20 protein-coding genes and 2 tRNA genes are annotated in these 22160 nt (G+C 40.3%); 6 read left to right on the top strand and 16 right to left on the bottom strand.

Going from position 1 to position 22160, the window contains the following annotated elements; translation table 11 throughout:
• Positions 1 to 103 precede the first annotated feature (103 nt).
• From AC5WOF_RS04695 to AC5WOF_RS04705, 3 genes are all read right to left on the bottom strand, one after another.
• Entirely contained in the window at positions 104 to 1420 is a 1317-nt protein-coding gene (locus AC5WOF_RS04695; protein ID WP_496048777.1) for a sensor histidine kinase, read from the bottom strand.
• Positions 1410 to 2084 carry a response regulator transcription factor gene (locus AC5WOF_RS04700; RefSeq protein ID WP_496048778.1) on the bottom strand — a complete coding sequence of 225 codons (675 nt, stop codon included), beginning with the start codon at positions 2082 to 2084 and terminating at the stop codon, positions 1410 to 1412. The genes AC5WOF_RS04695 and AC5WOF_RS04700 overlap by 11 nt, the downstream gene beginning before the upstream one ends.
• A gap of 590 nt (positions 2085 to 2674) precedes the next feature.
• A complete protein-coding gene (locus tag AC5WOF_RS04705) occupies positions 2675 to 3040 on the bottom strand; it encodes a winged helix-turn-helix transcriptional regulator (protein WP_496048779.1) in 366 nt (121 codons plus the stop codon).
• 145 nt (positions 3041 to 3185) lie between these two features.
• Here AC5WOF_RS04705 and AC5WOF_RS04710 point away from each other — a divergent pair, with 145 nt between their 5' ends.
• Positions 3186 to 3887 (top strand): NAD(P)H-dependent oxidoreductase, encoded by a 702-nt coding sequence (locus tag AC5WOF_RS04710; RefSeq protein ID WP_496048827.1) that lies wholly within the window; start codon positions 3186 to 3188, stop codon positions 3885 to 3887.
• A 169-nt stretch (positions 3888 to 4056) separates the two neighbouring features.
• Positions 4057 to 4569, top strand: a complete 513-nt coding sequence (locus AC5WOF_RS04715; protein ID WP_496048780.1) for an SRPBCC family protein — start codon at positions 4057 to 4059, stop codon at positions 4567 to 4569.
• A 289-nt stretch (positions 4570 to 4858) separates the two neighbouring features.
• Here the strand turns inward: AC5WOF_RS04715 and AC5WOF_RS04720 are convergent.
• Positions 4859 to 4934, bottom strand: a tRNA-Ala gene (locus tag AC5WOF_RS04720).
• Between the two features lie 269 nt (positions 4935 to 5203).
• Between AC5WOF_RS04720 and AC5WOF_RS04725 the strand changes: the two genes are divergently transcribed.
• Together AC5WOF_RS04725 and AC5WOF_RS04730 are read left to right on the top strand one after the other, a co-directional pair.
• Complete coding sequence (locus tag AC5WOF_RS04725; protein ID WP_496048781.1) at positions 5204 to 5410, top strand: hypothetical protein; 207 nt, start codon at positions 5204 to 5206, stop codon at positions 5408 to 5410.
• Between the two features lie 825 nt (positions 5411 to 6235).
• On the top strand, positions 6236 to 7306 hold the full coding sequence (locus AC5WOF_RS04730; protein WP_496048782.1) for an LPXTG cell wall anchor domain-containing protein: 1071 nt from the start codon (positions 6236 to 6238) through the stop codon (positions 7304 to 7306).
• A 56-nt stretch (positions 7307 to 7362) separates the two neighbouring features.
• Here AC5WOF_RS04730 and rnr read toward each other — a convergent pair whose 3' ends face one another.
• From rnr to gap, 8 genes are all read right to left on the bottom strand, one after another.
• A complete protein-coding gene (gene rnr / locus AC5WOF_RS04735) occupies positions 7363 to 9690 on the bottom strand; it encodes a ribonuclease R (RefSeq protein WP_496048783.1) in 2328 nt (775 codons plus the stop codon).
• Between the two features lie 5 nt (positions 9691 to 9695).
• Positions 9696 to 10454, bottom strand: coding sequence for an alpha/beta hydrolase (locus AC5WOF_RS04740; RefSeq protein ID WP_496048784.1), 759 nt, complete (start codon positions 10452 to 10454; stop codon positions 9696 to 9698).
• Positions 10455 to 10636: 182 nt separating this feature from the next.
• Positions 10637 to 10870, bottom strand: coding sequence for a preprotein translocase subunit SecG (gene secG, locus AC5WOF_RS04745; protein ID WP_496048785.1), 234 nt, complete (start codon positions 10868 to 10870; stop codon positions 10637 to 10639).
• A gap of 37 nt (positions 10871 to 10907) precedes the next feature.
• Positions 10908 to 12191, bottom strand: coding sequence for a phosphopyruvate hydratase (eno, locus tag AC5WOF_RS04750; protein ID WP_496048786.1), 1284 nt, complete (start codon positions 12189 to 12191; stop codon positions 10908 to 10910).
• Between the two features lie 3 nt (positions 12192 to 12194).
• Positions 12195 to 13733, bottom strand: a complete 1539-nt coding sequence (gpmI, locus tag AC5WOF_RS04755; RefSeq protein ID WP_496048787.1) for a 2,3-bisphosphoglycerate-independent phosphoglycerate mutase — start codon at positions 13731 to 13733, stop codon at positions 12195 to 12197.
• Between the two features lie 3 nt (positions 13734 to 13736).
• Positions 13737 to 14474: a triose-phosphate isomerase gene (gene tpiA, locus AC5WOF_RS04760; RefSeq protein ID WP_496048788.1), complete on the bottom strand. Its 738-nt coding sequence runs from the start codon at positions 14472 to 14474 to the stop codon at positions 13737 to 13739.
• 10 nt (positions 14475 to 14484) lie between these two features.
• Complete coding sequence (locus tag AC5WOF_RS04765) at positions 14485 to 15669, bottom strand: phosphoglycerate kinase (protein WP_496048789.1); 1185 nt, start codon at positions 15667 to 15669, stop codon at positions 14485 to 14487.
• A gap of 108 nt (positions 15670 to 15777) precedes the next feature.
• Positions 15778 to 16788 carry a type I glyceraldehyde-3-phosphate dehydrogenase gene (gap, locus tag AC5WOF_RS04770; protein ID WP_496048790.1) on the bottom strand — a complete coding sequence of 337 codons (1011 nt, stop codon included), beginning with the start codon at positions 16786 to 16788 and terminating at the stop codon, positions 15778 to 15780.
• Positions 16789 to 17189: 401 nt separating this feature from the next.
• On the opposite strand from gap, the gene AC5WOF_RS04775 reads away from it, so the two are divergent.
• A tRNA-Arg gene (locus AC5WOF_RS04775) sits at positions 17190 to 17264 on the top strand.
• 222 nt (positions 17265 to 17486) lie between these two features.
• Here AC5WOF_RS04775 and AC5WOF_RS04780 read toward each other — a convergent pair.
• From AC5WOF_RS04780 to AC5WOF_RS04795, 4 genes are all read right to left on the bottom strand, one after another.
• Positions 17487 to 18350, bottom strand: coding sequence for a hypothetical protein (locus AC5WOF_RS04780; protein ID WP_496048791.1), 864 nt, complete (start codon positions 18348 to 18350; stop codon positions 17487 to 17489).
• A gap of 537 nt (positions 18351 to 18887) precedes the next feature.
• The gene (locus AC5WOF_RS04785) at positions 18888 to 19289 is read right to left on the bottom strand and encodes a hypothetical protein (RefSeq protein ID WP_496048792.1); all 402 of its coding nucleotides are present in this window, start codon (positions 19287 to 19289) and stop codon (positions 18888 to 18890) included.
• Positions 19290 to 19519: 230 nt separating this feature from the next.
• Positions 19520 to 19921, bottom strand: coding sequence for a hypothetical protein (locus AC5WOF_RS04790; protein WP_496048793.1), 402 nt, complete (start codon positions 19919 to 19921; stop codon positions 19520 to 19522).
• Between the two features lie 173 nt (positions 19922 to 20094).
• Entirely contained in the window at positions 20095 to 20973 is an 879-nt protein-coding gene (locus tag AC5WOF_RS04795) for a haloalkane dehalogenase (protein ID WP_496048794.1), read from the bottom strand.
• A gap of 377 nt (positions 20974 to 21350) precedes the next feature.
• Here AC5WOF_RS04795 and clpP point away from each other — a divergent pair, with 377 nt between their 5' ends.
• Positions 21351 to 21938, top strand: a complete 588-nt coding sequence (clpP, locus tag AC5WOF_RS04800; RefSeq protein WP_496048795.1) for an ATP-dependent Clp endopeptidase proteolytic subunit ClpP — start codon at positions 21351 to 21353, stop codon at positions 21936 to 21938.
• Positions 21939 to 22160: the final 222 nt, after the last annotated feature.

Below are 22160 nucleotides of genomic sequence, written 5' to 3' on the forward strand. Positions count from 1 at the left end.
TAGTTATTTCTCACTGAAAGACTATAAAACAGAAGACTGAAAAACACATGAAAAAAACAAAAAAAATTAGACATAATTACTGTCTAACTCAATTCTAAAAAACTTACCCTTTTTGAAGTGGGATGATAATGGTAAATTTACTTCCAACATTTTGTTTACTAGAAACTTTAATTGTTCCATGTAATGCTTCGATAATCGATTTACCGATGGATAAACCTAAACCTGAACTTCCAGTTTGCCGTGAACGGCTTTTATCTGCTCGATAAAATCGGTCAAAAATACGTTTCTGTTGCTCAAAAGAAATGCCAATTCCATTATCCTGAACAATAATAGAAAGTATCTCATTTTTTCGTTCGTATGAGATACTTACATAACCACCATTTGGCGTATATTTTAATGCGTTATCAATGAGAATATACAGCAATTGCTTTACTTTTTCTTTGTCTGTGTAAATTGGTAATGGATTTTGTGTAAGTAAATCTAATCTTATTTCCTTTGATTCGGACAACCGTTGGAATAAGCGAATAATTTGTTGCATCAGAGTGAGTAGATCAAAATTCTCTTTTATCGTTGGTTGTTCACCTAAATCGGAACGGATTAAATATAATAAATGGTTCACTAGTTGTGTTGTGCTTCTTACTTCTTCTTGCAGATCGGATAAGATATTTTTGGAGATTGGCGAGAAACGTTTGGCTTCTTCAAATTCGATTGTCTCTAGTCCTGATTGCAACACACTTAAAGGAGTTCTTAATTCATGGGAAACATTAGCGATAAACTCAGACTGTAACGTATATGCTTTAATTATTGGCTTAATTGCTTGCTTTGTCATGGTTCGTCCAACAAGTAGGGCAATCACAAAAAAGAGAAGCGAAATTCCTAACAGGATAAATAAAAAGTGGTAATACATGGTGATCAAATAGGTGATATCTTTCCCGATGTAAATCGTTCCTTTGCGTTCGCCATTTTGATAAACATTTTGTGAAACAAGAAATAGATAATAAGAGTCCTTTTCGGACAATTCAATCCTCAAAAATTTGAATTCCATTTTGTCTGGTTTCCAATTTGCTACGTTTTTTAAGATAGGCTTACGGATTTTTGATGAAAACTCATCAATGATGATAAGGTTATGATTGAATTTTAGAAAATAAGTTAGAAAAATTCCTTTTGTTCTATTTATACTAGGAACTGGAATATTATCTTTGTTTTGCTCTCTTGGATATTCATCTATATCTATCTTGAGCTCATTAATCTCTTGTTTACCGAGATCAAACAATTCCATTCTCTGTTCCTGATAAATAATAAGAAAGAGAACAATACTTATTACAACATTAAAAAGTAATAAGAAAATAATTAACATCCCACTATTATATTGTGTAAGCTGTTTTCTAGTAGAAGAAAATAGATTCAAATTATGCTTCAATAGAGTATCCTACTCCCCGAATATTACTAATCATTGTTTGCTTTCCAGGCTCATCAATTTTTTTTCGCAACAATTTGATGTAGGCATCTACAGAGTTAAATCCTACATTTGCATGATAACCCCATACACGATCAAGAATTACTTCACGAGTTAAAACTTGACCTTTGTTACGAATCAATAAATCTAGTAAATCGAACTCACGTGGAGTTAGCGTAGTTTCAGTTCCATTACGATATAATATACGTTTCGTACGGTCAATTTTGAGATTTCCTAACGAGACAACATCCTCATACAATGGGGCATAGTTTCTTCTCGTAAGGACACGGATACGGGCAAAGAGTTCCTCCAATTCAAACGGTTTCGTTAGATAATCATCAGCACCTGAATCAAGCCCTTCTACACGATCCAAAACGTTATCTTTGGCTGTTAACATTAAGATAGCTCCTGCATAGCCATTTTGTCTTAGTTTTTGGCATACAGAGATTCCATCTAGTTTAGGGATCATCCAATCCAATATGATTAAATCATAATGGGAGGCAAGGGCATATTCATAAGCTTCCATTCCGTTCGTATACCACTCTACAGAATACCCTTCTTTCACTTTTAACATATGTTCTAATATTTTGCCTAGACGATGATCATCTTCGGCTAATAGGATCTTCATAAGGTCTCTCCAATCTTTAGTTAAGTAAAACCAAATGATATCTGCAATAGCAGCTGTTAATTTAAATCATATCCAAATTAGGATTTGATTATTGCGACAGATTTGGCACTCCCACCAGTACGAAGTTTTACCGAATCATTGAACAGTATCCCCTTACAAAAATATGTGTTCATGACATCCGGCGAGCTCATGCTATTTTAAAGTTGAAACAGCAAAATTGTTTCGGAACTAAATCATGCAAACACAAGAATTAAAATGGACACATATAGCCACACCTTACTCAATATACAACAAGAAACTGCTGAGGGCTTTGAGCAATTGCTAACAGAAAACCAACCGAAAAATCACAAAAACTTCAGTGTACTAAAGATTTGTATTTCGTTTGCAGTTCTACATTTCCTCTATTTTCTTTGTATCTCTAAAAATCAAAAACCCCTTGATATACAAGAGGTTTGGGTGGCCGAGTATAGCGGCATTCAACCGCTAACCTCTACACTACCAGTGTAACTCACTATATGATTTTAGTTTAACCTAGTATACATATGTCAATTGTTGTACAGGATTTCGAGGTTTCACTTAACAAGCCTTATTCACACTGTTCCCTCACGTGATTCTGCAATTTGCTTAGTATGCTTTATCCCCCACTCCATCATTTGCTTTATAATCGGAGCCAATGTCTGCCCAAATTCAGTCAAAGAATATTCCACTTTTGGCGGCACTTGCTTATATATCTCTCGATGTATGATTCCGTCCCGTTCCAACTCGCGAAGCTGCAAGGTGAGCATCCGTTGCGTAATTCCAGGTATTAACCGGCGAAACTCATTAAAACGCTTTTTTCCTGCCAAAAGGTGATAAAGAATAATACTTTTCCATTTTCCCCCCATCACATCGATCGTTACCTCAACCGGGCAAGCATATCCATATGGCTCCCAACTTGATAAGCCTTGAAATTCCAATTCCATCCCCCCATAAGTATAAAAAATGATACTATACAACAAAAATGTGCCTACTTTTAAATATGTATTGTACTCATTACAATAGACTTTGTAAAGATTCTTCGACTGAATAAAAGGTCTTTAAAATAAATCACTATCCAAACTAATAAAAAGAAAGGATCTGATTACGATAGAAACAAAACAAGTTAGAAAAGAACAAATTCTCGAAACCTATCATTTTCGCCATGCTTGTAAAGAATTTGATCCACTGAAAAAAATCTCGGATGAAGATTTTGATTTTATTTTAGAAACAGGGCGATTATCACCCAGTTCCTTTGGATTTGAACCATGGAAATTTGTCGTTGTCCAAAACGAACTTTTACGTGAAAAACTACGAACTGTCACTTGGGGAGGACAGCGTCAACTTCCAACCGCTAGTCACTTTGTCATCATACTAGCGAGAACAAAAGAAGATATGCACTATGATTCTGCTTATATTCAATATATGAACAGAGAAATCCAGAAGTTGCCAGAAAAAAACATTAACGGGAAATACGAAGCTTTGAAAAAATTTCAGGAGTCCGACTTTCGTCTACTAGAAAGCGACCGTGCTATATTTGATTGGTCAAGCAAACAAACGTATATTGCCCTCGGCAATATGATGACAGCAGCAGCTCAAATCGGAATCGATTCTTGTCCCATTGAAGGATATGACAAGGAGAAGGCAGAGGACATTTTAAAAACAGAGGGGATTATTCAAGGACAACAATTCGGCATTTCAACAATGGTTGCATTTGGATATCGCATACAAAATCCTCGACAGAAGACTAGGCAGTCTATCGATAAAGTGGTGGAGTGGGTGAAATAACCAACATCAAACCATTGTCATTCGAATAAAACAATTTGGATAATCGCGTAATACAAAAAGGTTTCGTTTCATTGGATAATTATCGGATGCAACGAAACATTCCCATGGAACCAAATCAACGACACATCGTTTTAACCTTTTTCCAGATAAAAGAAAGGAATGTTATACCATGAATGAAATCATTTGGCCCGAAGGATATACGCCAAGTACAACCGACAACTTTGTTTCTAATGAGATTATCGTACCTAGTATGAGCACAACTGAGGTGTGGAAGTACCTCAATAACACCTCAGAATGGCCAAGTTACTACAGCAATGTTTCGGATATTCGCTTTTACGATGGATCTGGCCCTGAGTTAAGTAAGGGTGCCCGCTTTCGATTCACTACCTTCAGTTTCCCAGTAGAGGCGGAGGTAACTGAATACGAACCGCCTGTCGATGGTAAACCGGCACGAGTTGCTTGGCACGGCTGGGTGGAAGGTTCAGCAAATACAGCATTAGATGTTCACCACGCTTGGCTGCTGGAGGATCTTCCCGGCGGTCGGGTACGAATCCTCACCCAAGAGACACAGAACGGGAAGCCAGCTCAAGATATGGCTCAAGAAAAGCCAAATCCCATGCTTAACGCCCATCAAGAATGGATCGACGGGCTGGCACACACAGCTCAGCAGGTATATTCCTAAAAATCGTCTTGAAAAGAGATGAGACTGACCGTCACTTCGCAAAGGTGGCGGTCTTGTCATGAAATAGATGAGATAGGTGGTATCGTGCTAGTTCTTCATTAACCCAGCTTAAGCGTGTTCTAATTTCGCCCGTCCTCGTTTCCCCTCTTTGGAATAACAAAAAAACCTCCATCGAGCACGTTTTCATAACGTACCTAATTGAAGGTTATGACACTACATATTATTTACAGAGTACACTTTGCATAAAATACCGTACACATATCGTTTAAAAACGCTTATAGACATTGGGTGGTGGAGTATAGCGGGATCGAACCGCTGACCTCTACACTGCCAGTGTAGCGCTCTCCCTGCTGAGCTAATACCCCATATTAGATACGTTGCAAATGTTAGTGTAGCGCAATTTCCGATAAAAAACAAGTGTTAAAGATAACCCCCGTTACCTCTATTATTGCAAATACAGTTTCCCGAACGTAATTAGCACGCTACCCGAAGTGAGCAAATTCACCATATTACACACTATCCAATACGCCAACTCTAGCGGGTATCCACTCTAGTTAGCGTTAACCTGTTGAAAATGAATTGTAAATAATTTAAAATAAAGTTAGTCAATAACCAACCTCTACAGGAGGTTCCTGTGTCTGCTCACGCTGAGACCCCTTCCGACAGTACGGACGCGCAGGTCGAGATCCCTGTGAACTCCCGCGCGGTGTGCTACGACTACGTCGACAGCGAGGGAAACAAGTGCGTCATCGAGGACGGCGTTCACTACCGCCTCGACCACCGCGGCAACCGTAGGTGGAGGAAAAACGGGGACGGAACGTACACCGACGTCGTACTGTGATAACAGAGAGCCCCACAGGGATATTTCTCCTGTAGGATGTGCTCCGGCTAAGAGTACACCTGAGCAACTGCTTTTAATCAAGCGGCTGCTCGGGCTCGATAACAACTTTTGTTCATATAAATTTGACGGTATAATTAACTCAAATATAGAGCCGCTGATACGCCCTGTCACGGAAAAAAAGTCCGCTGAGGTACTTTGACCTTTCAGCGGATTTTTAATGCCCTTAGACGGCGTTTCTTTAAATTAAGCGTTTCAAGAACCCTTTATTTATGAAATATATAAAGCTCTATTTGCCAGTTCTTCATTGACACGGCTTAAAGCACGTTCTAATTTCGAACCGTCCTCGCTTTCTCTCTTTAGGCATAACAAAAAACCCTTTCGTTAATTACGTTATTTACAACGTACCTAACGAAAGGATTCTCTAGTTTTTTGGGTAGTGTACACTCTTTTTTATTGGCAGATAACACTACGTATAAAATAGCGTTCATAAATCGCCAAACTATATTCCGTAGTTCAAGCGGTTGACCTCTCGGAATAAACTGCCAGTGTAGCACTCTCCCATCTTCTTTTCTTAACCATATTATATATTTTTCACTTTCAAATAAAAGTCAAAAGGAATACTTTGCACATGATGAAAGGTGTCCTTATCGATCAAACATTTACCCTAAAGTTTCGATTATCAAATTAAATTTCATAAATTAGACACAAAAAATCGATATAATCACAACATATCTTTGATATTTTAGTTGATTTGGCCATTTTAAAAACCTATAATTAGCTAGTTAATAAATATAATTTTATACTCCCAAGGAGGAAATTCTTTTTATGAAGCGCTTACTTGCCTCTTTTTTCTCATTAGCGTTAATTTTTACACTTTCACCTCTACATAATCTTGCTAAGGCGGAAGAAACTCAGAAAGATGATTCTACCATAACGAATACGGAGCAACCTCATACTTTACCTGCTCCAGTAGACGAAAAAACAACTTCTGATAGCAAAGACCAACAACCAGCTGAAAACAAAGAAAAAGAAACTCCTAAACCAAACACAGAAACACAACCTCCTGCTGGTAAAACGGATAAACCAAAAGAAACCGATAACAACACTACTACTCCTGTTACAGAAACAAAGCTGGAAATTCATCGTAAACTCAACGATGTTGGTTATGCGATCAATGCACAACTGTCCGATGTTAAATCTGCTGAAGGAACTTGGACTTTTTATGTAGATGGCAAGAAGAAAGCTACTAAAAACAACAAAAAAACCTCGGTTTCCTTTAACCTCTCTCTCGATGCTGATTTTGAGGAAGCGGGAGAAATTCAAGCTCATGCGATCAAAATCGTATTCGAAGGAAAAGCAGATGGGAAAGAAACAAAAGTAGAAGGAACTCATTCCATTCCTGATCTAACATTTGACTACAAACAAGTAGGCAACAATGATAAATTTACTGGTACTCTTAACCCTGCAAAAGACGCAGTTGGTAGCTGGGGTATTGCAGTATCGGATGAGAATGGCGAAAAAATTATCGACGCTAAAGACGTTGAAAATTTTAAAGGTACTACTTTCACTCATACTTTCAAAGGAATCAAAGCAGGTACTTATTTGGTCTATATCGCTTTTGAAGGAAAAGTGGATGGTGAAGAAACTGCGATCATCAAGTTCATGACCTTGGAGGTTACGGAAGAAGGGAATGGCGGAGAAATCAAACCTCCTCCAACTGACTACAAACCTACAAAACCTGTCGATAAAGGAACCGTGGATAAAGTTATTAACAACTCTAAAAAGGGTGGACCAATGCCTAAAACTGCTACTTCTAACCCAACTGGTTTGGTTGCAGGACTTGTTCTCATAGCACTTGGTGGTGCAATCCTCGGATATCGTCGCTTGGTGAAATAATAAAAAGGATTCCAAAGGCTTACTACCTAGGTAGTAAGCCTTTTTATATACTTCGATCATCCATTTACACTTGTTTTGCGTGGTTTTCTTCTACGTCTTTTTCGTGGTTTTGCTGGAGCGTCTGCCTCTTTTTTTGCTGTTTCTTTTTTGACTCCTGTTGGTTTTGGCTTTCTTGGGGTTGCTTTATTTGTTGGCTTTTTACGAACAGGCTTCTTCTTTTGCTTTTCCTTTTGTGTTGTTGGCAATGGAATATCTTGTGGAGTATGCTCTAAAAGCTCAAAATCGATTTTTCGCTCTTCCATATTGACTCCACTTACTTTGATCTTTACTTTATCGCCAATTCGCAGCACTCGACCGGTGCGTTCTCCAATCAAGCAATAATACTTTTCTTCATACCGATAGTAATCATCATTGAGAAAACTAACATGAATCAAACCTTCGATGGTGTTATCCAACTCTACAAAAATACCAAAGCTAGTTACTCCACTGATAATTCCTTCGTATTCTTCACCAATATGCTCTGTCATGTATTCTGCTTGTTTCAGATCATCTGTTTCTCTCTCTGCATCTACTGCAATTCGTTCACGCACAGAAGATTGCTCAGAGGCATCAGACAGAAATAACTGCAACTGTTCTATTCGCTCTGAGGATAAAGCCCCATTATTGTAAATTTCCCTCATCACCCGATGAATCAATAAGTCTGGATATCTGCGAATGGGCGAGGTGAAATGCGAATAAAAATTAGCTGCTAAACCAAAGTGACCAGCATTTTCTGTTGAATATTTTGCTTGTTTCATGGAACGGAGCATAACCGTACTTATCACTTTTTCCTCCGGCCGTCCACTGACTTTTGCGAGTAAATCTTGGAGGGCACGAGGTTTTACTTTATCCGCTTTGCCTTTCATACGATAACCAAATGTGGTTACAAACTGGTAAAAGGACTGTAATTTCTCTGCATCTGGATTTTCATGTATCCGATAAACAAAAGGTACTTCTAAGCGATTGTAATGCTCTGCCACTGTTTCATTAGCAGCAAGCATAAACTCTTCAATCAGACGTTCAGCAACAGAACGCGGGCGCTTTACGATATCGATTGGCTTCCCACTCTCATCTACTTTGATTTTTGCTTCGGTGAAATTAAAATCGACTGCACCTCTACGTATCCGTTTTGCTCTAAGTTTTTCTGCTAAATCTCCCATCAGTTGAAAATAAGGTACCAGATCTTTATAACGTTCGATGAGCTCTTCATCCTGCTCCTCTAAAATCTTCTGTACATTGCTATAAGTCATCCGTTCATTGGTACAGATCACAGATGGATAAATATCATAAGCCACCAATTCCCCACGCCTATCCATTTCCATATCACAAGTCATGGTTAGGCGATCGACTTGTGGATTCAAACTACAAATACCATTGGACAACCTTTTTGGCAGCATTGGGATTACGCGATCTACTAAGTAGACACTACATCCACGCTCATACGCTTCACGGTCAAGGGCACTTCCTTCTGTCACATAGTACCCAACATCCGCGATATGTACCCCCAATAAAATGTTTCCATTCGGTAATTTTTCCACAGACACCGCATCATCGAGATCTTTGGCATCTTCTCCATCGATTGTCACCATTACTCGATCACGTAGATCATGTCTGCCCTGGAGATCTGTATCTGTAATCGTCTCATTAATAGTTTCTGCTTCTGCCTCCACTTCAGGTGGAAACTGTTCCGGCAGACCATGTTTGCGGATAATGGAAACAATATCGACTCCCGGGTCATTTTTGTTTCCAAGAACTTCGATAATCTCTCCTTCTGCACTATTGCGGTCAGTTGGAAAATGACTCAGCTTAACAACGACTTTTTGACCATTGGACGCACCCATGCGATGCTCCTCAGGAATAAAAATATCTGCTGGCAGCCTTCTATCATCTGGTACAACAAAACCAAAATGTTCGTTGATCGCACGAAAAACTCCAACCACCTGTGAACGGCCGCGTTTTACAATTCTTACGATCTCCCCTTCTGGTCGACGGTCTTGTTTCTTTTTATTAAATACACGTACCAAAACGATATCTCCATCCATTGCACCATTCATATCACTGGAGTGGATATAGATGTCTTTTATTTCGCTTTTATCTGCAATAACAAAAGCAAACCCTTTGGCATTTCCCTGAACTTTTCCTCTAACGAGATTCATTCGATCCGGTGTTCCATATCTCTTGTTCTTCGTTTTGATGACAAAACCATTTGTTTCTAATTCCTCTAAAAGAGAAGCAAGCTTATCTTCTTCTCCTTTTAAATCAAGCGCTGCCACAATTTCCTCAAAGGATAGTGGTTTATAAGATTCTTCATCTAGAAACTGCACTATTTTTTGTAGGCTTAACAACCAAATTACTCCCTTTCAGAAGAAGTACGCAATATAAACTGCTCCACTTCTTGAAATAACTTTTTTCTCTCTCGATCAACCGTAATAATATGAGAGGAGTTTTCATACCAGGTAAGTGTCTTATCTTGGGAAGAAATGCTGTTATAAATAATAGTGGCACTACTTGGATTCACTGTCTCATCATGGCGTGATTGTATGATCAGTGCTGGTACTTCTACCTGTTTCAAATTTCTTCGAACGAAACGGATCAATCGATTTAGTTCCCCAACACTTTTGAGTGGTGTGCGATCATATGGAATCAAATGCTGTTCAATATCGGGATGTTTTTCTCCTCTAAGCGAAAAAGGCATAAACCAATGGATCAACCGCACAAAATTTGCCCGAAAATCCTTTACCTTTATAGGAGCACACATCGATATTACTCCACTGACGAGTGACTGCTGCTGGATGGTTTGGACAAGAGCTAATATGCCACCCATGGATAATCCCACTAGGTATAGTCTTTGTACACCTGATTGTTTCAATTCCTCAAATGCATTTTCAACACTTTGTACCCAATCTTGCCAGCGGGTCATCTGTAAATCTTCAGGAGAGGTTCCATGCCCAGGCAATAGCGGTGCAGATACCGTAAAACCTTGTTTATGTAAGTAATCTCCCATTGGTCTTAACTCAGATGGTGTTCCAGTAAATCCATGTATGAGTAGAATACCCGTTTTTCCAGCTGAATAAAAAAAAGGGTCAGATGAGCGCTTTATCAATTGCATCACATTCAGCTCCGATTTATATGAAAAGCGACTCACAGACGAGTCGCTTTAGTAGTTTGAATAGGAAAAGTGCTGGAAACTCTTACGAAATTATACCACGAGCGGAAACAAATCGCAAAAGACAAACAATAATGAACAAAAAAAAACAGCCGATAAACTCAGCTGTCTAAAGGGAAACTATTTTATTTTATAAAGTATCCAACGGCTAAAGCAAGAATCATAAAGAGTATTGCCAATGCTACTGTTATCCGGGATAACAGTAAATCGATCCCTCTCGCTTTTGCTTTACCCATATTATGTTCAGCACCGCCACCAATTGCACCTGATAGACCAGCGCTTTTGCTCGACTGCATAAGGATTACAATAATGAGGCCTACGCTTACGACGCTAAACAATATTTTTACTGCAAGTACCATATGATAAAACCTCCTCGCCCCATTCAATTTACCACATTTACTTCAGGTTGTAAAAAGCATTATCCCCTAGATACGTTGCAGTAAAACCAAGTTCATCCTCAATCCGCATCAATTGATTGTATTTTGCCACACGATCTGTACGTGATGGTGCTCCTGTTTTGATTTGACCGGCTCCAGTAGCTACAGCGATATCTGCAATTGTCGTATCTTCGGTTTCACCTGAACGGTGAGAGATAACAGCAGTATAACCTGCTTGTTTAGCCATTTCAATTGCATCAAATGTTTCCGTCAAAGTGCCAATTTGATTTACTTTTACTAGTATCGAATTCCCTACCCCACGGGAAATCCCATCTGCCAAACGTACAGTGTTGGTCACAAATAAGTCATCCCCAACCAACTGTACTTTTTCTCCTAGACGTTCCGTGAGGAGTTTCCATCCATCCCAATCGTCTTCTGCAAGTCCGTCTTCGATTGAAACAATGGGGTATTTGGACACAAGATCCTCATAAAAAGCGATCATTTCTTGAGGAGAACGAGTAATTCCTTCACCAGCAAAATGATAGTTTCCATCTTGATAGATCTCGGTCGCAGCAACGTCGAGTGCCAATTTTACTTCTGTGCCGGGTTTGTAGCCAGCACGTTCAATTGCTGTAACAATCGTTTTCAAAGCTTCTTCATTAGATGAGAGGTTCGGAGCAAATCCACCTTCATCCCCAACAGCAGTAGAAAGCCCTTGTTCATTTAATACTTTTTTTAGAGAATGGAAAATTTCTGCTCCCATTCGGACTGCTTCCCGGATATTGCTGGCTCCAACTGGCATGACCATAAATTCTTGAATATCTACGTTGTTATCTGCATGTGCTCCGCCATTTAGGATATTCATCATTGGAACTGGCAACACTTTGGAGTTAAATCCACCTAAGTAGTTATACAATGGTACACTGAGTGCATTTGCTGCTGCACGTGCCACTGCCATGGATACACCTAGGATAGCATTAGCCCCCAGACGACCTTTGTTAGGCGTGCCATCTAACTGGATGAGCGTTTGATCAATCATCAATTGATCGAGTGCATCCATACCTTCTAGTTCTTCTGCAATTACTCCATTGATATGGCGAATTGCTTGCAGAACGCCTTTTCCATCGTAGCGGTCTTTTTCACCATCTCGTAGTTCCACAGCTTCATGAGCTCCAGTTGATGCTCCAGAAGGAACAATTGCTCTTCCAGCTACACCAGTCTCCAGCGTCACTTCTACTTCTACGGTTGGATTCCCTCTAGAATCCAGTACTTCACGGCCGTATACAGTTTCAATTGTAGTCATTTATTATGCGCCTCCAATTCGTAATGATTTTCCTGTCATTTCTGCTGGTTTGGTAACATCCAACAAATCCAAGATTGTTGGGGAAAGATCTGCCAATACGCCATCTGAGCGAAGTTCTATCCCAGGCAATGTCACAATACAAGGAACTGGATTTGTTGTATGGGCGGTAAACGGGTTTCCATTTTCATCGATAACCATATCTGCATTCCCATGATCCGCAGTTATAATCGCAACACCATTTTTATCTAACAGTGCATCTACTATTTTCCCTAGACACTCATCCACTGTTTCCACTGCTTTTACAGTAGGCTCTAACTTGCCAGAATGTCCTACCATATCTGGGTTTGCAAAATTAAGGATGATAACATCAACACTTTCTTCGTGGATCTCCTTCAATAGTGCATCCGTTACTTCGTACGCACTCATTTCCGGTTTGAGATCATAGGTTGCAACTTTTGGAGAATTAATCAAGATTCGTTTTTCACCTGGAAACGGATCTTCTCTTCCTCCACTGAAGAAAAAGGTGACATGAGGATATTTTTCTGTCTCCGCAATTCTTAGCTGCCGCAAATTATTTTGGGCCAATACTTCTCCGAGTGTATTGTCTAAGTCAGTAGGTTTATAGGCGACATAGCCGTCAACCGATTCACTAAACTTCGTAATACATACATAAAATAAATCTTTTGGAGGATGTTCTCCACGATCAAATCCACGAAAGTCAGCATTGGTAAATGCTTGTGAGATTTGAATGGCACGATCAGGTCGAAAATTAAAGAAAATAATAGCATCATTGTCCTGAATTTTACCAACAGGTTGGCCTTGCTCATCTACGAGAACAGTAGGCATCACAAATTCATCGTACACACTTTTCTCGTATGATTCATGGACAGCTTGGATTGGGTCTTGATAAGTTGGACCTATTCCATAGACCATCGCATTATACGATTTCTGTGTACGTTCCCATCGTTTGTCCCGATCCATAGCATAATAACGACCTTGCAGAGTAGCGATTTTTCCGACTCCCAGTTCATTCATCTTCGCTTGCAATCGATGAATGTAGTCAACCGAGCTTTCTGGAGAAACATCTCGTCCATCCAAAAATGCATGTACAAAAACTTTCTCCAATTTTTCCTCTGCACATAGTTCCAATAAGGCGAATAAGTGCTTGATGTGGCTATGAACACCACCATCGGAAAGCAACCCATATAAATGAAGACTACTATTATGTTCTTTGACATGTTTTATCGCTTGAAGAAAAGTTTCATTATGGAAAAAGGAACCATCATCAATTGCTTTGGATAACCTTGTCAAATCTTGATATACAACACGACCAGCGCCAATATTTAAGTGCCCGACCTCAGAGTTACCCATTTGCCCCTCAGGTAATCCAACAGCATTACCACTGGCCCCTAGAGTAGTATGTGGAAACTCACTCCAAAATCGATCAAAATTTGGTTTCCTTGCTGCGGCTACTGCATTGCCTTTGGTTTCCTCCCGCAGGCCAAATCCATCTAAGATACAGAGCATTACTGGTTTATGCATGAATTACACCTCATCTAACATCTGGTGAAACCCGTTAGGATCTAAGCTAGCACCACCAACGAGCGCACCGTCAATATTCGGTTGACTCATGTATGTTGCGATATTTCCCGGTTTCACACTTCCTCCGTACAGCAAACGAACTTTATCTTGATATCGTTCTGGCAGTAAACTGCGAATGTAGGAAATAACCGTTTCCGCATCATCAGGAGTTGCAGCCAGCCCTGAGCCAATAGCCCAAACAGGCTCATATGCAATGATTAATTTGCCTACTTCAACAGCACTGACATCCTCTAATGCTGTACGAATTTGACGTTTAACCACTTCATTTGTTTTCCCCAGCTCTTTTTCTTCCAATGTTTCTCCTACACATAAAATTGGAGTTAAACCAGCGGTAAGTACGGTGCGAAGTTTACGACCGATCACTTCATCTGTCTCGGCAAAATATGCCCGTCTCTCCGAGTGACCAATAATGACATGGGTAACATGTAATGCTTTCAGCATCTCCACACTTACTTCGCCTGTATAAGCGCCTTCTAATTCCCAATGCACATTTTGCGCACCAATTTGAATCGAAGTACCTTCACATGCTTCTGTCAGCCAAGGTAAAGAAGGAAAGGCAGCACATATGACTACTTCTCGATCCTCAGGAATGGTCTGCTCATGAAACTGTCTTAGAAAATCCTTTGTTTCTAATAGATTTTTATACATCTTCCAGTTGCCAGCTAGTATAGGTGTACGCATGATCTACCCCCTATCTTTTATCTGTCAAAGCTACTACTCCCGGTAACTCTTTTCCTTCTAAAAACTCAAGAGACGCTCCACCACCAGTGGAAATATGATCAACTTGATCGGATAGACCTGATTTTACGAGTGCAGCCGCAGAATCTCCGCCTCCAACAATAGAATAGGCATCAGACTGAGCTAGAGCTTCTGCCACACGATACGTTCCTTTTGCAAATTGATCCATTTCGAATACTCCCATAGGACCGTTCCACAGAACCAACTGAGAAGAAAGTACCACATCTTGAAACTGTTCGCTCGTTTTAGGACCAATATCCAAAGCCATTTTGTCAGTTGGAATCTGATCAATGTCTACTGCTGTACCTTTTGCATCTGCTGCAAAACGATCAGCTACTACTGCATCGATCGGCAAATACAATTTTACTCCTCTGTCTTTAGCCTGCTGGATTAAGCTTTTGGCTAAATCGAGTTTATCTTTCTCCAGCAAAGAGGTCCCAATTTCATAACCCTGTGCTTTGACAAACGTAAAAGCCAAACCCCCACCGATTAGCAGGTTGTCCACTTTTTGCAATAAATTTTGAATCACTTCAATCTTATCTTTTACCTTTGCACCACCGATGATAGCTGTGAAAGGTCGATCAGGATCACCAATCGCTTTTCCTAGTACTTCCAATTCTTTTTGCAGTAAAAGCCCAGCAACGGCAGGTATGTAGGCAGCTATACCAGCGGTGGAAGCGTGTGCTCGGTGAGCTGCTCCAAAAGCATCATTGACAAAGACATCTGCAAGATCAGCAAACGCTTTAGCTAATGCCGGATCATTCTTCTCCTCACCTGCTTCAAAGCGAACATTTTCCAGAAGGAGAATCTCTCCATCTCGTAACTGTTCTACAGCTTCCGTTACTTCTTCCCCAATCACTTGATCCACTTTTTTCACATCTTTGGAAATCAATTCTCCAAGTCGTTTTGCAACTGGTGTCAGACGATACCCTTCGATTACTTTTCCTTTTGGTCTTCCAAGATGGCTTGCCAGTATCACTTTAGCGCCCTGTTCCAGCAAGTACGAAATAGTAGGGATGGCAGCACGAATTCTCGTATCGTCTGCCACCTTACCTTCTGATAATGGAACATTGAAATCGACACGGCAAAATACTCGCTTGCCATGCAAATCGATATCATAGACAGTAAGTTTATCCAAAGGTGATTCCTCCCCAATTGACTGCGCACAAAACATTCGATTAAAACCGATCTGATTGTAACCGATTATTTTATACCCTTCTACAGATATGCTGTTTAAAAATAAGGATTAAACACCTTTTTCTAAAATAAAATCTGCTAAGTCTACTACTCGGCAAGAATAACCCCACTCATTATCGTACCATGCAAGTACTTTTACCATGTTGTCTTCCAATACCATCGTGGAAAGTCCATCAACGATAGAAGAATGTGGATTTCCTTTGTAATCAATCGAAACCAATGGTTCATTGGAGTAATCCAATATATTTTGTAATTCCCCTTCTGCTGCTTCTTTCAAAGCACTGTTGACCTCTTCTACTGTCACATCTTTGTCTAACTCAGCAACGAGGTCAATAATGGATACGGTTGGAGATGGAACACGGATCGACATACCATTTAATTTTCCTTTCAGTTCCGGGAGAACAAGCGAGATCGCTTTTGCAGCACCTGTAGTAGTTGGAATCATAGACATTGCAGCAGCACGTGCACGTCGAAGATCTTTGTGAGGAAGATCGAGAATTTGTTGATCATTGGTATATGCATGTGCAGTAGTCATAAACCCGCGTTTGAGGCCAAATTTTTCATGCAATACTTTTGCTACAGGAGCCAGACAGTTGGTTGTACAAGAAGCATTGGAAATAACATGATGGCTTTGTGCATCATATTTATCTTCGTTTACTCCTAAAACGACGGTGATGTCTTCATCCGAAGCAGGAGCAGAAATGATGACTTTTTTGGCACCGGCTTTCAAATGTTTTTCTGCATCTGCACGTTTGGTAAAACGACCAGTAGATTCAATCACGATATCGATGTTATCTTCTGCCCAAGATAGCTTCTCAGGATCACGTTCCGCTGTTACTTTTACTTCGTGATCATTCACCTTAAAACCATTATCAGATACTTTAACGGTGGCATCCAAAGTACCGTGTACCGAATCATATTTAAGTAAATGAGCCAATGTTTTATTATCCGTTAGATCGTTTACTGTCACTACTTCCAAGTTTGGATGATCGATCAGAGAACGAAACACATTACGCCCAATTCTTCCAAATCCATTAATTGCAACTCTACCTTTACCCATACATACTTCCTCCTTATACGCATTCCTTAGTAGTATGACCAAAAAAATGCCATTTCAAATAAATAAAACAGTCCAATCGGACTGTTAACGATGAATGGCATCCCATCATCCTTTCTAATGGGAGTTGATATGCGTTGACTGATCTCTGGGTGCAAGACAAAATGCCTTATGGAAACCGCTTACTATCTCGACATGCGATAAATATTATCGTTTATTTGAGATCGCCATCTACCAACTCCTATCATCATGAGAAATGATGTATAGGATCAATCATTGTCAACAAAAATCATTACTACTTTAAATTACTATATTTTAGGGTACAGGTAAACCACAAATTGTACACTTTTTTTATTGTTGTACTATGGATTGAAAACATGGTATAATAGCGGTTGTCCTATCATGCGCCTATAGCTCAGGGGATAGAGCACCGGTCTCCGGAACCGGGTGCCCAGGTTCGAATCCTGGTAGGCGCACCACAACAATATTTATGCGGTTTATCAGTGGGTTCAAGTGTTGAACGTAGGAAATTGCATACTGCTGTTCACGCTCTTTTTCTTCCGAAACTTCGAAGAAAAGAGCGTTTTTCATGACTATAAAACCTTTAAAAGGTATAATGCGAGCGTCTACTCGTGATTTTTAGGTCAACAAAATCAAAAACTCCTAACCATGAACAGGATAGGAGCTTTCTTGATGCGGTTCTAGTCATTTGGAGGGTGGCTGAAAGCAACTTTTTTTGGGATTGCGGTTTGATGTTTCATTAGTGCTTTCCTACCTTTCACCAAAGATATTGAAACCTCTTGGAACTCACCCGTTATTTTATGATAATCGGGTAAATTCTGTCTCTTACAAATATCACTCATATTCAGTAAAATGTCAAACATCAGCTCTTCAAAGTGATACTCAGTTGCCAGTTCTCTTGCTTCTTCAAGATATTTGTATGCGTCCATGTCCTTGTTCTGCATGATCAAACATTGACTCAAAGCGATAAGAGCTTTCACTATGCCTTGAACATCTTTATATTCACGGGCTAGTTTGACAGCGTTTTCAAGTATAGACTGACCTTTTTTTAGCTTCTCAAATCCACAGTATACAATCCCCAAATGAGTATGGGTTTTAATAGCTAAGCGTTTCTTTTTTATTTTACCTTCTAATTTTAGAGCTGATTGATAACAAAGTTCAGCATTTGTCATAAATCCTTTTTGATAATAACTTTCACCTAAAGACGACCACAAGTCAAAGGCATGGTCATATAATTCATCAACACGAGCAAGGAATAGTCCTTCTTGTGCAAAATGAATGGCTTCATCATATCTGCCTAGTTTGTTCAACAACTCAATACGAATGAGCAATAAGTTTAACCAAGCATCATCACTTCTTATGCTGTTTCCTTGCTCATATACTTCTTCCACAAGTAACAACGCTTCCATGTCTCTGTTCAGTTTCTCAAGGATAATTGCCTTGTTAATCCATAAGTTATATTGAATATGGTGACGTTTGTTCTCAGGCTTGAACGATTCAATTCCATGGTTTACATACGTTAGAGCGTTAGCAAGATCATTCAAAAATAAATAAACTCTACCCATCCCATTATAACAAGCAGATTTCAAATTGCTGTCGTCTATATCATCTACAGATGAATTGACAATTTGAACAACCGTTCCATACTGCTCCAGAGCTGTGTTCCATTTTCTCTTTTTTTCATAATATTTTGCTCTTATTCAGTTCTTTGATGGAGTCCCGGCATTGGACAAGTTAACTTATCCAAATTTACAACATGATTTAATGAATCGAGTAATAATTGAACTGGAACCTTTTCAGGTGAAAAGGGCTATAAAAATTGATTAATGTGTTTAACAGTCCCAAAAAGTATCTCGATATGATACAAAGTACTCCATGTATTCCGCTAGAAAAGCAAAAACGACACAATGGGAAATCAATGGCAGTAGTATTACCAACAATGATTTTGCAAAGTTGGGTGTACCCATTGTGTATTTTTCACTGATCTATATCAACTACGATTAAATCGGTGCGGGTACAGAGAAGTAGCAGAAAGCTGCTATTCTCCCTGTACCCGGGTGAGTCCCCGTGAGAAAAGGGCTTCACTCAGAGTGCTGTGAAATGATGACGGCCAGCAAGTAGTTCTCTAGGGCATACTCTTCAGCCTTCACTGCCTTTTCCAGATCCCCACCGAAGTCATTGGGACTGATCGCACAAAGGCCATTGTATGCCTTCCACACACAAGCAGCTTGATAGTAGGACCTCAGCGTCTTGAGCCGGTTATGGAAACCTACCGGGATCTCGCTCAGATACTCAGCGAAGTTTCGATCTGCCTCAGCCTTCCATTCTTGAAGCGTGTGGACGGAATGCCCCATCGTGACTCCGGAGATGTGCTCCTCTTCGAAGTTTCGCTTTAGCCGATTGGAGATTTCGATGAGAGCATCGATCACCCCGCATGTCGCTGCCTGAGTAAGAGCTCGGATAAATACCGAGTCCGAAACCACTTGGCCCTTCCTTCTCCCTGTTCAAGGGACTCAACATTAGGATTAATAAAATTATACAAGATTTCTAAAGAAACATCTATGACTCTGTTTGCCCTAGTGAAAGCAAAAATAGCTGTGAATGGTAATCACAGCTTATCTATATATAAATGAATTTTGGATTTGGACCCGGAGGCAGGGAGATCAGCACTGCTGTCTTCCTGTCCCCGGGGTGAGTCCCGTGGAGGAGGCTCTTACTTGGAGAGCCAGGGCTCGAAGACTTCCTTGCGGAAGTCGTTCCCTGCGATCAGCTCCATCTGGACGGCCACGCCGTAGTTCCACGCGTACCCGGGGTACTTTTTCACGAGGACGCTGTAACGCTCGTACAGCCGGCGTGCGTAGCCGTAGGCCCTGCCCTTGTCGAGCAGGAGCGAACGGAGTTCCTCGGGGACCGACTTCAGCAGCTCGGTCAGCAGCAGGTCCGCCCGACGCTTCTTGGCTTCCAGCATGACCTTCGCAACCGAGTAGATGAATACCTCACAGGGGCACTTCGCGCTCCGGAGGTGCTGATCGGTGATCTGGAGTTCCGCCTCGATTTCGCCACACAGGATGGCCAGACGAGCTGCGATTTTCTCGATGGAGCGAGAGGGACGCATGATTGCCTTCCTTCCCCCACAATTGGGGCTCAACGAATGGTTGATTTCATTATATAAAAAATGAAAATAACTGTCTATTGATGCAACCGTTCTAGTAATTTAAGCATCTTATCTTTACATTTGAAAAAAGCTGGTTAATTCTTTTTGGAGAATTAACCAGCTATCAAAAATCTTTATTTCAACTTTTCCAACCAAGCTGCAAGCGCTGTTCCAATCTCATCAGGAGCATCTTCCATTGGATAGTGCCGCCCTGCTACTGTGATTTCTGTCTGTTCAGGCCAGCTGCGGCAAAAATCTACATGAGACTGTGGAGTTGTTCCAGGTTCTGTATGGATGAATAATTTAGGAACAGAACTCTGTGCTAACCAATCACCATAAGCGGTGACTATCTCTGTCACATCCGCTGGATTACCATCAAAGGGCAATTGCCGCGCCCAAGATAACATCGGACGACGTCCTTCCCCTGCTTCTGTAAAAGGTCGGTGATATTGAGCCACTTCTTCCTCTGTCAACTCACGCAAGATACCAACCGGAAGATTGACATTGAGAAAAGAGTTTTGTTCCAGTACCATTTTTTCTCCTTCTGAAGATCTCAATGCCTGAAAAATTTTGCGCCCCTGTTCTGGAATCTCGCTCCAGCTGCGGGGTTTGATAATCGCCTCCATGTACACAATGCCATCTACCGCACCAGGATGACGTCGTGCCCAATCAAAGCCCAAAGCTGAACCCCAATCGTGTACCACGAAGATGATATTTTTATGAATTCCAAGTTTATTGAGAAGCTCATCTAGGTATTTTCGATGCTCGACAAAGGTATATGAATCTGGATCACTTTCAGTTAATTTTTCCGAATCTCCCATTCCGATTAGATCTGGGGCAATACATCGTCCATATTCTTGCGCATAAGGAATAATATTTCTCCAGAGATAGGAAGATGCTGGATTGCCATGCAAGAAAACGATTGGATTACCACTACCTACTTCCACATATGCCATCTCTAAATCGAAAACTTGTTGATGCTTTTTTTGATAAGGAAATGCTCCGCTAATCATATAATCTCTCACCCTTCTGTTTACACCATAGATAGTATTTTGTACCTGTTACTACATTTGTAGTACTATGATGTGGCTGGTTATTAGTTGACTTATCAACTATAAACAGAGTATAACTCCATATTGTTGATAAGTCAACTATATGAGGTAAATTAAATTTCATAGTATGATTTCAAGGGATAACACGATCATTTATTCATTTTTATTGAAATAAAAACATTTGAATATATAAGAACATAATACGATTTTATTAAGATAAACTTCAACACAAGATTTTATGCAGAAATTCCCCCTCTGAAAAATATTTGACCTTTTTTGACCAATGAGGTATGATAGTCCTGTGAACAAAATATTTCCTACATATGGAGGAGACGAACATGATGAACAACCTAATACCAATGGTAGTTGAACAAACAAACCGTGGTGAGCGCTCCTATGATATATACTCTCGACTTCTCAAAGATCGTATTATCTTACTTGGTAGTGCTATCGATGATGATGTAGCAAATGTGATTGTTGCTCAGTTGCTATTCTTAGCAGCAGAAGACCCAGAAAAAGATATACACTTATATATCAATTCTCCAGGCGGCTCCATTACTGCTGGAATGGCAATTTATGATACCATGCAGTTTATTCAGCCTGATGTTGAAACCAACTGTATTGGGATTGCAGCGTCCATGGGTTCTTTCTTGCTTGCAGCAGGAGCAAAAGGAAAACGATTTGCCCTGCCAAACAGTGAAGTAATGATCCACCAACCACTCGGCGGTGCACAAGGTCAAGCATCTGATATTGAAATTCGAGCAAAACGTATCATTAAAATGCGCGATAAACTAAATCATTTGTACTCCACATTTACCGGACAACCCATCGAACGAATCGCAAAAGATACCGACCGCGATAATTTTATGAGCGCTGAGGAAGCTTTAGAGTACGGATTGATTGACAAAGTGATCGAAAAGAAATAAGATGGACAAATAAGATGAATCGAAATCCACCCTGACGGGTGGATTTTTTGCGGGATTAAAAGATTAGATTCTCTACTTGAGCAGATATAGATATAAATCATTCCCAGCGAAGATATACACCTCAAACAAGAGCAAAATGCTCGCTAGGCCGCTTTGCTCCTAGTCTCTCTATGCTTGGCTGTAGCGTCCCATGTATTCTTTACAACAAGACGCGGAAGACAC

Source organism: Shimazuella sp. NTD250 (genome assembly GCF_059510375.1).

Coding starts and splice junctions, on each gene's coding strand:
- AC5WOF_RS04700 (WP_496048778.1), bottom strand. CDS start 2,084: ATGAAGATCCTATTAGCCGAAGATGATCATCGTCTAGGCAAAATATTA.
- AC5WOF_RS04715 (WP_496048780.1), top strand. CDS start 4,057: ATGAATGAAATCATTTGGCCCGAAGGATATACGCCAAGTACAACCGAC.
- AC5WOF_RS04730 (WP_496048782.1), top strand. CDS start 6,236: ATGAAGCGCTTACTTGCCTCTTTTTTCTCATTAGCGTTAATTTTTACA.
- AC5WOF_RS04740 (WP_496048784.1), bottom strand. CDS start 10,454: ATGCAATTGATAAAGCGCTCATCTGACCCTTTTTTTTATTCAGCTGGA.
- secG (WP_496048785.1), bottom strand. CDS start 10,870: ATGGTACTTGCAGTAAAAATATTGTTTAGCGTCGTAAGCGTAGGCCTC.
- eno (WP_496048786.1), bottom strand. CDS start 12,191: ATGACTACAATTGAAACTGTATACGGCCGTGAAGTACTGGATTCTAGA.
- gpmI (WP_496048787.1), bottom strand. CDS start 13,733: ATGCATAAACCAGTAATGCTCTGTATCTTAGATGGATTTGGCCTGCGG.
- tpiA (WP_496048788.1), bottom strand. CDS start 14,474: ATGCGTACACCTATACTAGCTGGCAACTGGAAGATGTATAAAAATCTA.
- gap (WP_496048790.1), bottom strand. CDS start 16,788: ATGGGTAAAGGTAGAGTTGCAATTAATGGATTTGGAAGAATTGGGCGT.
- AC5WOF_RS04790 (WP_496048793.1), bottom strand. CDS start 19,921: ATGCGTCCCTCTCGCTCCATCGAGAAAATCGCAGCTCGTCTGGCCATC.
- AC5WOF_RS04795 (WP_496048794.1), bottom strand. CDS start 20,973: ATGATTAGCGGAGCATTTCCTTATCAAAAAAAGCATCAACAAGTTTTC.
- clpP (WP_496048795.1), top strand. CDS start 21,351: ATGATGAACAACCTAATACCAATGGTAGTTGAACAAACAAACCGTGGT.